The organism is Cellulosimicrobium sp. AB352 (assembly GCF_049538415.1).
GTDB lineage: Bacteria > Actinomycetota > Actinomycetes > Actinomycetales > Cellulomonadaceae > Cellulosimicrobium > Cellulosimicrobium funkei.
In genome coordinates, this window is record NZ_JBMVFX010000008.1 from 38,243 (window position 1) to 50,972 (window position 12,730).

The window sequence follows — 12,730 nt, forward strand, 5'->3', positions numbered from 1 at the left end:
TGGCGCCGGCCGGCAGGGTGGGCGCGCTGCCGGCCCGGCGCCGCACCCAGCGTACGAACGTGCGCGGCGGGGCCGACAGGGACCATGGTCCCGGATCCGGGGCGCTTCTCGGGCGGTCCCGGGCCGACCGGTCGGACGCCCACCGAGCCCGGCGGGAGGGCGGCCTCGCGGTGGGTCGTGGGGGCGGTGCGGGCGGTCCGCCCTAAGATCTGGGGGCGCCCCCTCGCGTGGCGCGCCCTGGCCGCCGCGCCGGGCACCGACCCGCCCCGCCCGAGAGGACCTGCGTGCAGCACGACGACGTCGACTCCCTGCGACGGTCGAGCGCGGCGTGGCGGCTCCTGCGCGCGGACACGGCGCCGCTCGTGCTCTCGTTCCTCGGCACCCTGTTCGTCGAGGACAACGTGCGCGCCATCCCGGAGAGCGAGCTCGTCGCGCGCCTCGACGACCACCTGTGGGCCGTCGACGGCCGGGCCGCGCGCGCCTCCGGCACGGAGCCGCGGTACCCGCGGGCCCCGCAGGCGTACGTCGACCACTGGACGCACCCGGACCAGAGCTGGCTGCGCGCCTGGTACCCGCCCGGCTCGGCCGAGCCGCACTACGACGCGACGCCCGCCGTCGAGCAGGCCGTGCGCTGGGTCGCGTCCCTGCGCGGGCGCGGGTTCGTCGGCACCGAGTCGCGGCTCAACACCGTCTTCGAGCTGCTGCGCCAGCTCGCCGTCGGCACGCAGACCGACCCGGCGGAGCGCCTGCGCGAGCTCGAGGAGCGCCGCGCCGCGATCGACGACGAGATCGCCCAGGTCCGCGCCGGGCGCGTCGCCGTCCTCGACGCGGCGGCGCAGCGCGACCGCTACCAGCAGCTCACCCAGACGGCGGCCGATCTGCTCTCCGACTTCCGCGAGGTCGAGGCGAACTTCCGCTCCCTCGACCGGGAGCTGCGCGAGCGCATCACGGGGTGGGACGGCGCGAAGGGCGAGCTGCTCGAGGAGGTCGTGCGGTCGCGCACGGCCATCGCGGAGTCGGACCAGGGGCGGTCGTTCCACGCGTTCTACGACTTCCTCCTCGACCGGCGCCGCCAGGAGGAGTTCACCGCGCTCGTCGAGCGCGTGCAGTCCCTCGACGCGATCGCGCCCGACGTCGTCCGGCCGGCCCCCGGGACGCCGGGCCCGGTCGTGGACGCCGCCGCGCAGGCCGCGGCCCGGGAGCAGGAGCACCGCCGCCTGCGCCGCGTCCACTACGACTGGCTCGACGCCGGCGAGCGCACCCAGGCGACCGTGCGGACCCTCTCCGAGCAGCTCCGCCGCTTCCTCGACGACCAGGTGTGGCTCGAGAACCGACGGGTCATGGACATCCTGCGCGGCGTCGAGGCGAAGGCGCTCGCCGCGCGCGACGTCGCCCGCGCGGCAGGCCGCGCCGGTGCGCCGCCGGGGATGCCGGTGGACGCCGTCGCGCCCGAGGTCGTGCTGCCGACGGAGCGGCCGCTCTTCACGCCGCGGCCCACGGCCCGCCTCGACTCCGACCACGTCGAGGTCGGCGACGACGACTTCGAGGTCGACGCGCTCTACGACCAGGTGCACGTCGACCCGGAGCGCCTCGCGCGCACGGTCCGCGCGACGCTCTCGCGGCCCGGCGGCCCGGGGGAGGTCGCGCTCGCGGACCTGCTCGCCGACGCGCCGCTCGAGCACGGGCTGGCCGAGCTCGTGACGTACCTGTCGCTCGAGGACCCGCGGTTCGTCGTCGTGCACGACGACGAGCGCAGCGACGAGGTGCGCTGGGAGGGCGAGGCCCCGGCGGGGCCCGTCGCCGAGGACGGCGCGCCGGACCCGGTGGTGCGCGTCGCGCGGCTGCCCCGCGTCACGTACGCGCGGCGGACGAGCGGCTCCCCGCCCGGCGGGCCCCCTGCCGCGCGACCCGACGCACGACCCGACGCCGCCCCCGACCCGAGCCCGGAGGAGACCCCGTGAGCACGACCCGCACCGCGCGCGACCCGGAGCTGTCCGTCGTCGTGACGTCGCTGCTCAAGGGCGTCGTCTACCGCGAGTCCGGCGAGGCGCTGTGGCGCGACCTGCTCGCCCGCGAGGCGCAGGTGCGCGACGCCGTCGCGATGCTCGGGCTGCAGGTCGTCGTCGACGAGGGCGACGGCTACGCCTACCTGCGCTCGCAGCCCGAGCACGAGCGCGACGAGCGCGTGCCGCGGCTGATCCCGCGCCGCGAGCTGCCGTTCGACGTCAGCCTGCTGCTCGCCCTGCTGCGCAAGCGGCTCGCGCAGGCGGACTCGGAGGGCGGCGAGACGCGCCTCGTGCTCACGCGCTCGGAGATCGTCGACCTGCTGCGGGTCTTCCTCACCCAGGACGCGGGCGCCGCGGCGAACGAGGCGCGGCTCGTGGACCGGGTGGACGCGCTCGTGCGGCGCGTCGTGGAGCTCGGCTTCCTGCGCCCGGCGGGCCGCCCGGACCCGGACGGGCCCGACGCCGTCGCACCGGGAGACCCCGGCGACCCGGCCGACGCGGAGGCCCGGCGGTACGAGGTGCGCCGCATCCTCAAGGCGTTCGTCGACGCGCAGTGGCTCGCGGACTTCGACGCGCGCCTCGCGCAGTACCTGGAGCTCGCCGCCGAGGGCGGCGGCCCGGGGGCGGGAACGCGCACGGGGGTGGCGGGCGCGGGGACAGGCCTGGCGACGGGTACGGCGGGGACGACGACGAGGACGGTGGCGTGATGGAGGGCCTGTTCAGCGCGGTCGAGCTGCACGACCCGGCGGCCGACCTCGACGCGCGCGCCGGGTTCCGGCTCGAACGGCTCGAGGTGCTCAACTGGGGCACGTTCGACCAGCGCGTGTGGGCGTTCGACCTCGACGGTCGCAACGCCCTGCTGACCGGCGACATCGGCTCGGGCAAGTCGACCATCGTCGACGCGGTGACGACGCTGCTCGTGCCGTCGCACCGGATCTCGTACAACAAGGCCGCCGGGGCGGGGGCGCGCGAGCGGTCGCTGCGGTCGTACGTCGCGGGGCACTACAAGTCCGAGCGCGACGAGGCGACGGGCACGACGCGCCACGTGGGCCTGCGCGAGCGCGGCACGTACTCGGTCGTGCTGGGGCGGTTCTCGAACCGCGGGTTCGACCAGGAGGTCACGCTCGCGCAGGTGTTCTGGCTCGCCCCGGGCCAGGCGGGCCAGCCGGACCGCTTCTTCGTGACGGCGGACCGCCCGCTGACGATCACCGAGGACTTCGCGGGCTTCGGCGGCGACGTCACGGCGCTGCGCCGCCGCCTGCGCGAGTCCGGCGCGCAGGTGCGCGACCACTTCCCCGACTACGGGCGCGACTTCCGCCGCCTGCTCGGCATCCCGTCGGAGCAGGCGATGGACCTGTTCCACCAGACGGTGTCGATGAAGTCGGTCGGCGACCTCGGCGAGTTCGTGCGCGAGCACATGCTCGAGCCGTTCGACGCCGACCGCTGGACGGACCGGCTCGTCGCGCACTTCGACGACCTGACGAGCGCCCACGACGCCGTCGTGCGGGCCACCGCCCAGATCGAGCGGCTCGCGCCCCTGCTCGCGGACTGCGACGCGCACGACGCGCTCGGGGAGCGGGCCGAGGCGCTCGTCGCGCGCCGCGACGCCCTGCGCGCGTTCACCGCGTCGCGCCGCGTGGCGGACCTCGACGGTCTCACCGCCGCCCTCGACGAGCGCGTGGCCGACGGCGAGGCCCGCCGCCGCCGCGTCGTCGACGAGCTGGGGCTGCTCGGCGCCGAGCGGCAGCGGCTCGAGCTCGAGCGCGCGGGCCACGGCGGCGACCGGCTCGCCGCGATCGAGGGCGAGGTCGCGCGCCGCGAGGTCGAGCGCGCCGCGCGCGAGCGACGCGTCGCCCAGCTCGCCGGGTACGCGGCGGCGGCCGGCCTGACGCTCGGCGCCCCGGACGGCGCCGACGCCGCGGCGGGGGACTCCGTCCCGGCGGGGCCGGGGGAGGGCGCCACCGCGGGCGCGGTGGCGGCCGCGCTCGTCGACGCCGAGGCGTTCGCGGCGCTCCGTCGCGCGGCCGACGACGCCGCCGTGCGCGTGCGCGACGACCTCGCCCGGGCCGAGGAGCAGGCGAGCGAGGTCGCGGCGCAGGTGCGCGCCGTCGAGCAGGAGACCGCCGACGTCAAGGCCGAGCTCGCGAGCCTCGCCGACCGCCGGTCCAACCTGCCGCGCACCCACCTGGAGGTCCGGGACCGGCTGTGCGACGGCGTCGGGCTCGCGCCGGGCGACGTCCCCTTCGTGGGCGAGCTGCTCGCCGTCCGCCCCGAGCACGCCGACTGGGAGGGTGCGGCCGAGCGCGTGCTGCGCGGCTTCGCGCTCTCGCTCCTCGTGCCGGCGGCGCACTACGACGCGTTGTCCGCGTGGGTCGACCGTGAGCACCTCGGGCTGCGGCTCGTCTACCACCGGGTGCCCGAGCGCGTCGCCGCCGCCCGGCCGGCTCCGCGCGAGGACGGCGTCCCGCTCCTCGCCGACCTGCTCGACGTGCGGCGTCTCGACGACGCGCCGACCCTCACGGCGTGGGTCGAGGCCGAGCTCGAGCGCCGCGCCGACCACGCGTGCGCGCCGGACCTCGACGCGTTCCGCCGGCTCCCGCGCGCGATCACGCGGGCCGGCCAGGTCAAGCACTCGCCGGACCACCACGAGAAGAACGACACGCGCGCGGTCGACGACCGCCGGGGCTATGTGCTGGGCTGGTCGACCCAGGCGAAGATCGACGCGCTGCTCGAGCAGGCCGCCGAGGTCACGGCGCGTCGCGACGCGCTCGCACGGCGTCGGGACGAGGCGGCCGCCACGCGCGAGGCGCTCCAGGCCCGTTCCGCCGCGCTCGGGCGGCTCGACGTCTACCGCGACTGGGACGAGCTCGACCGCGGGGCCGAGACGGCGCGCATCGCCGAGCTCGCCGAGGAGAAGCGACGGCTCGAGCAGGCGAGCGACGAGCTCGGCCGCCTCGCGGCGCTCCTCGACGACAACGCGCGCCGCCAGGCCGAGCTCGAGGCGGAGCGCGACCGCGTCGTCGCGACGCTCGGTGCCGACCGGCACGCGCTCGACGAGGCGCGGACGGCGCGGGAGCGGGCGCGCGCCGTGCTCGACGGCGCGGGCGAGACGCTCGACGAGGAGACGACGGCGGCCCTCGCCGCGGAGTTCGACCGCGAGCTCGCCGGGTTCGGCACGGTGGGCCCGGGCGGCGCCGCCGACGGCCCGACGCGCGCGGCCGACCTCGACGCGGTCGAGAACGCGGTGCGCTCGCGGCTCACGGCCGAGGCCGAGCAGGCGCAGCGCGAGCGCGCGGACCTCGGGACGCGGATCGCGGGGCAGATGGCCTCGTTCCGGTCGGCGTACCCGGTCGAGACGGCGGAGCTCGACGCGGACGTGCGGTCGGCCGACGGCTACCGCGAGATCCACGACCGGCTCGTGCGCGACGACCTCCCGCGGTTCGAGGCTGACTTCAAGGCGTACCTCAACACGAACGCGATCCGCGATATCGCCGGCTTCGCGGCCGAGCTCGCCAAGCAGGCCGACGTCATCCGCGACCGGATCGACACGATCAACGACTCGCTCCGCGCGATCGACTACAACCCGGGCCGGTACATCCGTCTGGAGATGTCGCGCACGCCCAACCTCGAGGTGCGCGAGTTCCAGCAGGACCTGCGCGCGTGCACCGACGGCGACGGGATCCTCGCCGAGGACGACCGCGCGCTCGCCGAGGGCGACGGGTCGCTCGCCGACGGCGCGCTGTCCTACTCGGAGGACCGGTTCCTGCGGGTCAAGGCGCTCGTCGAGCGGTTCCGCGGCCGCGAGGGCATGACGGACCTGGACGAGGCGTGGCGCCGCCGCGTGACCGATGTGCGCAACTGGTTCGTGCTCTCCGCGTCCGAGCGGTCCCGCGCCGACGACTCCGAGCACGAGCACTACTCCGACTCCGGCGGCAAGTCCGGCGGCCAGAAGGAGAAGCTCGCGTACACCGTGCTCGCGGCGTCGCTCGCCTACCAGTTCAAGCTCGACTGGGGCGCGGTGCGGTCGACGGCGTTCCGGTTCGTCGTCATCGACGAGGCGTTCGGGCGGGGGTCGGACGAGTCGACGCGCTTCGCGCTCGAGCTGTTCCGCCGCCTCGGGCTGCAGCTGCTCATCGTCACGCCGCTGCAGAAGATCCACGTCATCGAGCCCTACATCTCGGCCGTCGGGTTCGTCGACAACCCGACCGGCCGGTCGTCGCGCCTGCGGACGCTGTCCATCGCCGCGTACCGCGAGGGCCGCCGGGAGGGCGAGGCCGCGCCGTCGGACGGCGACGCCGCGCCGTCGGACGGCGGTGCGGAGCCCGCGGTCGAGCCGGTGCCCGAGCCCGTGCCGGAGAGCGTGGCGACGTAGCGCGTCAGGCGAGCGGGCGGGCGCCCGCCAGGGTCGCGGCGAGGACGGCCTCGATCGCGAACGCGGTCGCCTCGGCGAGGTCGACGGCGTCGGGGTCGAGGAGCCACTGGGTCTGGAGGCCGTCCATCGCGGCGATGATCGTAGAGGCGGCGAGGTCGAGCGCGCGGTCGTCCGGCACGGCCGCCGTCTCGTCGCCCGCGGCCCGCCGCTCCTCGACGACCTCGCGGAGAGCACCGGCGACGTCGGCGCGCAGTCCGGCGAAGCGCGCGGTGACCCACGCGCGCGCCGGGTGGTCGTCCGTGACGGCCTCGCCGGCGAGGACCGTGTAGGTCTGCACGATCCCGGGGCGCTCGGCGTTCGCGGCGGCGGTCGCGACGAGGTGCCGGAACAGGTCGAGCCCGCCCGGCATGTGCTGCCCCTCGAGGTGCGCGACGCCGTCGCGGTCGCGGGACGCGAGGACCTCGGTGAGCAGGCGCTCCTTGGACCCGAAGTGGTGCAGCACGCCGGCGTGCGTGATGCCCACCTGCTCGGCGACCTCCGCGAGCGACCCCTGGTGGTAGCCCCGCGACCCGAAGACGCGCATCGCCGCGCGCAGGATCTCCTCCCTCCGCTCGGCGGTCCCGGGGCGCGGGCGCCGGGGCCGCGGGCTCCGGGGGGACGCGGAGTCGCTCGCGTCGGCGTCGCCGGGGGCGCTCGGCGCGGGGGAGGCGTCGGTCATGGCGTCACCCTACTGGCGGCCTGCGACGCCGTGCCCGGGCCCCTCGACCCGGACGGGCGGGCCGTGCCCCGGACCGGTCCGGGGCAGCGCCCGCAGCTCTTCCCGTCGTCTTCCCCGAATGCGCACACGCGTCCTCTACGGTGGTGGGATGCCTTCCGACCACGCCCCGACCCGGCCGCTGCCGACCAGCGGCGGGGCGGGTACGCGGCCGCTCCCGGCGACGCAGCCGATGCCGCCCACGCCCGGACCGACGGCCGCGCCGCCGCCCGCCGCAGCGCCCCCGGCAGTGCCTCCCGCAGGCCCCGCCGCAGCGCCCCCCGCCGGGACCCCGTACCCGCCCGTCCCGCAGGCCGCCGCGGGCGGTCCCTCGGCCCCGGCGCCGCGCCGGGCGCCGCACGCGCACGCCGTCCCGGGTCCCGACGGACCGAGCACCGGCTCGCGCGTCGTCGCGGCCGTGGTCGCGCTGCTCGCGGTCGCGGGGGCGTGGCTCGTGTGGCGGTTCTTCGTCGACACGTTCGCCGGGCAGATGCTCGAGCGGGCCGCGTTCGACGGCGCCGTGACCGGCCAGGGAGAGCTGTGGGCGGTCGCCGAGCCGGTGCTCGACACGGTCTCCGTCGCGTTCGTCGTCGGCGGCCTGGGCGCCGCGATGGGCATCGCGCTCCTCCGCCGCCGCTGGGGGCTCGCGGTGCAGGTCGCGTTCCTCGTCGTCGGCGCGAACGTCACGACGCAGCTCGTCAAGCACTCCCTCCTTGGCCGCGAGGAGCTCATCGGCGGCTGGCACTGGGAGAACTCGCTGCCCAGCGGCCACACCACCGTCGCGGGGTCGGTCGCGGCCGCGCTGCTGCTCGTCGTGCCGCGCGGCGCCCGGGCGCTCGTCGCCGTCCTCGGCGGCGCGTACACCGCGGCCACCGGGGTCTCGACCCTGGTCGGCCAGTGGCACCGCCCGAGCGACGTCGTCGCCGCCGTCCTCGTCGTCCTCGCGTGGGCCGCCCTCGTGTGCGTCTTCACGCCGAGGTCGTCGCTCGACCCGGGCGCCGGGCCCACGCCCGGCTCCACCGTGACGGCGGTGCTCCTCCTGCTCGGCGCGGCCGCGGCGGGGGTCGCGGCGGCGCTCGCGCTGCGCGCGACGCCCGCGACCTGGGGCACGACGGCGGCGCAGGAGGTGACGGCCTACGCGGGCGGCGTCGCGGGCGTGCTGGCGGTGACGGCCGCGGCCTTCGCGGTGCTGCTCCTCGTCCGTCAGTCCACAGCCCGCCCCGACCGTCGTCCCGTTCGGGGGTAGGGTGCGTGCGGCTGGCGCGACGGGAGTAACGTCGTAGGCTGCCACGGCGGGCGACCGGACGGTCGTCCGGGTCGCCGGGGCCCCGGCGGGGCCCCCCGCCGTCGGGCAGGGAGCGCCCGCCACGGACACGTACGCACGGACGAAAGCAGGATCGGATGCCACGCAAGCTCGTGATCGTCGAGTCGCCCGCCAAGGCTCGCAAGATCCAGGGCTACCTCGGCGACGACTACGAGGTCGAGGCGAGCGTCGGGCACATCCGCGACCTGCCGCAGCCGTCCGAGCTGCCCGCGGACATGAAGAAGGGCCCGTACGGGAAGTTCGCGGTCGACGTCGACCACGGCTTCGACCCGTACTACGAGGTCTACGCGGACAAGAAGAAGAAGGTCGCCGAGCTCAAGCGCGCGCTCAAGGACGCCGACGAGCTCTACCTCGCGACCGACGAGGACCGCGAGGGCGAGGCCATCGCGTGGCACCTCCTCGAGGCGCTCAAGCCCAAGGTCCCGGTCAAGCGCATGGTCTTCCACGAGATCACGCGCGAGGCCATCCAGCGGGCGCTGCAGAACACGCGCGACCTCGACGAGCACCTCGTCGACGCGCAGGAGACCCGCCGCATCCTCGACCGCCTCTACGGCTACGAGGTCTCGCCCGTGCTGTGGCGCAAGATCGCCCAGGGGCTCTCGGCCGGCCGCGTGCAGTCGGTCGCGACGCGCCTCGTCGTCGAGCGCGAGCGCGAGCGCATGGCGTTCGTCCCCGCCGAGTACTGGGACGTCACGGGCACCTTCGAGCACGCCGACGCGTCGGCACCGGACGCGGGCAAGGCCTTCGGCGCCCGGCTCGTGCAGCTCGGCGACGCGCGCGTCGCCTCGGGCCGCGACTTCGACGACCGCGGGCAGCTCAAGCCGGCGGCGGCGCGCGACGGCGTCGCGCACCTCGACGAGACGACGGCGCGCGCCGTCGTGACCGGCCTCGCGGACGCGGCGTTCGCCGTGCGCTCGCTCGAGACCAAGCCGTACACGCGCCGTCCCGCGGCGCCGTTCACGACGTCGACCCTCCAGCAGGAGGCCAGCCGCAAGCTGCGCATGTCGTCGCGCCAGGCGATGCGCACCGCGCAGTCGCTGTACGAGAACGGCTACATCACCTACATGCGTACGGACTCGCCGTCGCTGTCGGCGGAGGCCACGACGGCGGCCCGCCGCCAGGCGGCCGAGCTGTACGGGCCCGAGTTCGTCCCGGAGAAGCCGCGCGTCTACGCCGCGAAGAACCAGGGCGCGCAGGAGGCGCACGAGGCGATCCGCCCCGCGGGCGACTCGTTCCGCACGCCCGCGCAGGTCAAGCGCGAGCTGAGCGACGACCAGTTCAAGCTCTACGAGCTCGTGTGGAAGCGCACCGTCGCGTCGCAGATGGCGGACGCGAAGGGGTCGACGGCGTCCGTCCGCCTCGGCGCGACCCTCTCGGCCGCCGCGGGCGACGTCGCGGGCCGCGACGCGGTGTTCGCCGCGTCGGGCACCGTCATCACGTTCCGCGGCTTCCTCGCCGCGTACGAGGAGAGCTCGGACGTCGACCGCTACGCCGAGGACGCGCCCGTCGTCGGGGCCAAGGGCGGCGACGAGGCGCGCCTGCCGCAGATGAGCGAGGGCGACGCCCTGCGGGCCGACGACCTCACCGCCGACGGTCACTCCACGTCCGCGCCGCCCCGGTACACCGAGGCCAGCCTCGTCAAGGCGCTCGAGGAGCTCGGGATCGGGCGGCCGTCGACGTACGCCTCGACGATCTCGACGATCCAGGACCGCGGGTACGTGCTGTCGCGCGGGCAGGCGCTCGTGCCGAGCTGGCTCGCGTTCGCCGTCGTGCGGCTGCTCGAGGAGCACTTCGACCGGCTCGTCGACTACGACTTCACCGCGCGCATGGAGGCCGACCTCGACGAGATCGCCGCCGGTCGCCGCGACCGCGTCGCGTGGCTCACCGAGTTCTACTTCGGCGACGCCGCGAAGGGCGAGGACGCCGAGGGCCTGCGCGACCTCGTCGCGAACCTGGGCGACATCGACGCGCGCGGCATCAACTCGGTGCCGATCGGCGAGGGCATCCAGCTCCGCGTCGGGCGCTACGGGCCCTACGTGGAGGACCTCTCCGTCCCCGTCAAGGAGGGCGAGAACCCGCCGCGCGCGTCCGTGCCCGACGACGTCGCCCCCGACGAGCTGACGGTCGCCAAGGCGCGCGAGCTGCTCGCCGCGGGCGCCGACGACGGCAAGGTGCTCGGCACCGACCCGGTGTCCGGCAACGAGATCATCGCGAAGGCGGGCCGCTACGGCCCGTACGTGACCGAGGTGCTCGACCTCCCGCCGATCGACGCGAGCCTCTCGGCCGCCGCGCAGAAGAGGGCGAAGGCCGCGCAGCCCAAGCCGCGCACGGCATCGCTGCTCAAGACGCAGTCGCTCGACACGATCACGATCGACGACGCGCTGCGCCTGCTGTCGCTGCCGCGCGTCGTGGGGACCGACCCGGAGTCGGGCGAGGAGATCACGGCGCAGAACGGCCGCTACGGCCCCTACCTCAAGAAGGGCACCGACTCCCGGTCGCTGCCCGACGAGGAGTCGATGTTCACCGTCACCCTCGACGAGGCGCTCGAGCTGTACAAGCAGCCCAAGCGCGGGCGCGGCCAGCGTGCCGCGACGCCGCCGCTGCGCGAGCTCGGTGACGACCCGAACAGCGGCAAGCCGATCGTCGTCAAGGACGGCCGGTTCGGCGCGTACGTCACCGACGGCGAGACGAACCGCACCCTGCCCCGCGACGTCACGCCCGAGTCGATCACGCCCGAGCAGGCGATCGAGCTCCTCGCGGAGAAGCGCGCGCAGGGCCCGGCGAAGAAGCGCACCACGGCCCGCAAGCCAGCCGCGAAGAAGACCCCCGCCAAGAAGACGGCCGCGAAGAAGTAGCCGCGGTCAGCCCTCACCCGTCGGCCATCAGCCGTCGGCCGTCAGCCGTCGGCCGACCAGGTGATCGTGGTGCGTCCGGGCCGCTGGACGCACCAGATCCACCTGGTGGGCCGGTCGGGACCGCCTGGTCGGCCCGTCCCGGGCCGGGCCCCTCCGGCGACGGCGGGGCCCGGCCCGGTGGGAACGGTCAGTGCGCGGTGTGCTTGACCGGCTCGGGGAGGCCCGCCTCGGCGCGGACGCGGCGGGAGAAGCCCTCGATCGAGCGCAGGGCGTCGACGAGCTCGGGCACGCGCACGGGGAACGGCATGGCGTGGATCGTCTCGCCCTCCGCGGTGGCGGCCTCCGCGACGCGCGTGAGGTCGTGCACGTCGTCGGCGGTCAGGCCGATCTCGGTGAGCGTGTTCGGCAGACCGACGCGCGTCGTGAAGCGCACGAACTCCTCGATCTCCTCGGTCGGTGCACCCTCCAGGACGAGCTGCGTGACGGAGCCGATGTTCACCTTCTGGCCGTGCGTGAGGCCGTGCGTCTGGGGCGCGGCGGTGAGGCCGTTGTGGATCGCGTGCGCCGCGGCGAGGCCGCCGGACTCGAAGCCCAGCCCGGACAGCAGCGTGTTCGCCTCGACGACCTTCTCGACCGCGGGCGTCACGAGGTGGTCCTTCACCGCGTCGATCGCGGGCAGCGCGTTCTCCCAGAGGATGTCCCACGAGAGCTGCGCGAGCGCCGTGCCCGTGACGAGGGGGAGGCCGCCGGCCATGGTCGACGCGTTCGCCTCGGCGACGGCGCGCGCCTCGATCCACGTCGCGAGCGCGTCGCCGACGCCGGCGACGAGGAACTTCACGGGCGCGTTCGCGACGAGGCCCGTGTCGACGAGCACGAGGTCCGGGTTGTGCGGGAAGAACCGGTACTCCTCGAACGCGCCGTCCTCGGTGTAGATCACGGACAGGGCGGAGCACGGGGCGTCGGTGGACGCGACGGTCGGCACGGACACCCAGCGGATGCCGCGCAGGTGGCCCGCGGCCTTTACCGCGTCGATGGTCGAGCCGCCGCCGATGCCGACGATCACGTCGGCGCCGAGCTCGTCGATCTCGCGCGCGAGCCGGTCGACCTCCGCGGCGGTGGCGTAGGTGCCGAACCCCGTGCGGTGGCGGGGGAGGTCCTGCTCCTGGAAGGACACCGCGACGGTGTCCTGGACGATGCCCCACACGACGTCGTCGGCGACGAGCAGCGGCTTCGTGCCGATCGGTCGGACGAACTCGCCGAGCCGCGTGAGCGAACCGCGGGCCTGGACGTAGCGCAGCGGGCTGATGAGCGTGCGGACGGGAACCTCGGACATCGTGGCCTCCTGTGGAGTCGGTGGGTCGCCGTCGGGCGCGCCGCAGCCGTGCGAGGCCGGTGCCCGCCGGCCATCCCCACCGTGTC

General features: G+C 75.7%; 7 protein-coding genes. 5 read left to right on the forward strand and 2 right to left on the reverse strand.

Going from position 1 to position 12,730, the window contains the following annotated elements:
• Positions 1 to 284 precede the first annotated feature (284 nt).
• The 3 genes from ACPCUX_RS07690 to ACPCUX_RS07700 are packed head-to-tail and all read left to right on the forward strand — an operon-like array spanning position 285 to position 6,378.
• Positions 285 to 1,961 (forward strand): DUF3375 domain-containing protein, encoded by a 1,677-nt coding sequence (locus ACPCUX_RS07690; RefSeq protein WP_085386538.1) that lies wholly within the window; start codon positions 285 to 287, stop codon positions 1,959 to 1,961.
• The gene (locus ACPCUX_RS07695; RefSeq protein WP_423388477.1) at positions 1,958 to 2,713 is read left to right on the forward strand and encodes a DUF4194 domain-containing protein; all 756 of its coding nucleotides are present in this window, start codon (positions 1,958 to 1,960) and stop codon (positions 2,711 to 2,713) included. The genes ACPCUX_RS07690 and ACPCUX_RS07695 overlap by 4 nt, the downstream gene beginning before the upstream one ends.
• Entirely contained in the window at positions 2,713 to 6,378 is a 3,666-nt protein-coding gene (locus tag ACPCUX_RS07700) for an ATP-binding protein (protein ID WP_423388478.1), read from the forward strand. Before ACPCUX_RS07695 ends, ACPCUX_RS07700 begins: the two co-directional genes overlap by 1 nt.
• Positions 6,379 to 6,382: 4 nt before the next feature.
• Here ACPCUX_RS07700 and ACPCUX_RS07705 read toward each other — a convergent pair whose 3' ends face one another.
• Entirely contained in the window at positions 6,383 to 7,096 is a 714-nt protein-coding gene (locus ACPCUX_RS07705; RefSeq protein WP_423388479.1) for a TetR/AcrR family transcriptional regulator, read from the reverse strand.
• A gap of 148 nt (positions 7,097 to 7,244) precedes the next feature.
• Here ACPCUX_RS07705 and ACPCUX_RS07710 point away from each other — a divergent pair, with 148 nt between their 5' ends.
• Positions 7,245 to 8,378, forward strand: a complete 1,134-nt coding sequence (locus ACPCUX_RS07710) for a phosphatase PAP2 family protein (protein WP_232322623.1) — start codon at positions 7,245 to 7,247, stop codon at positions 8,376 to 8,378.
• A gap of 155 nt (positions 8,379 to 8,533) precedes the next feature.
• Positions 8,534 to 11,311, forward strand: a complete 2,778-nt coding sequence (gene topA, locus ACPCUX_RS07715) for a type I DNA topoisomerase (protein WP_085386534.1) — start codon at positions 8,534 to 8,536, stop codon at positions 11,309 to 11,311.
• A 187-nt stretch (positions 11,312 to 11,498) separates the two neighbouring features.
• Here the strand turns inward: topA and ACPCUX_RS07720 are convergent, their stop codons facing one another.
• The gene (locus ACPCUX_RS07720) at positions 11,499 to 12,644 is read right to left on the reverse strand and encodes a glycerol dehydrogenase (protein WP_423388480.1); all 1,146 of its coding nucleotides are present in this window, start codon (positions 12,642 to 12,644) and stop codon (positions 11,499 to 11,501) included.
• Positions 12,645 to 12,730: the final 86 nt, after the last annotated feature.

What these genes read in the sequence shown, in the direction of transcription:
- ACPCUX_RS07700 (WP_423388478.1), top strand. Translation starts at nt 2,713, where the DNA reads ATGGAGGGCCTGTTCAGCGCGGTCGAGCTGCACGACCCGGCGGCCGAC.
- ACPCUX_RS07705 (WP_423388479.1), bottom strand. Translation starts at nt 7,096, where the DNA reads ATGACCGACGCCTCCCCCGCGCCGAGCGCCCCCGGCGACGCCGACGCG.
- ACPCUX_RS07710 (WP_232322623.1), top strand. Translation starts at nt 7,245, where the DNA reads ATGCCTTCCGACCACGCCCCGACCCGGCCGCTGCCGACCAGCGGCGGG.
- topA (WP_085386534.1), top strand. Translation starts at nt 8,534, where the DNA reads ATGCCACGCAAGCTCGTGATCGTCGAGTCGCCCGCCAAGGCTCGCAAG.
- ACPCUX_RS07720 (WP_423388480.1), bottom strand. Translation starts at nt 12,644, where the DNA reads ATGTCCGAGGTTCCCGTCCGCACGCTCATCAGCCCGCTGCGCTACGTC.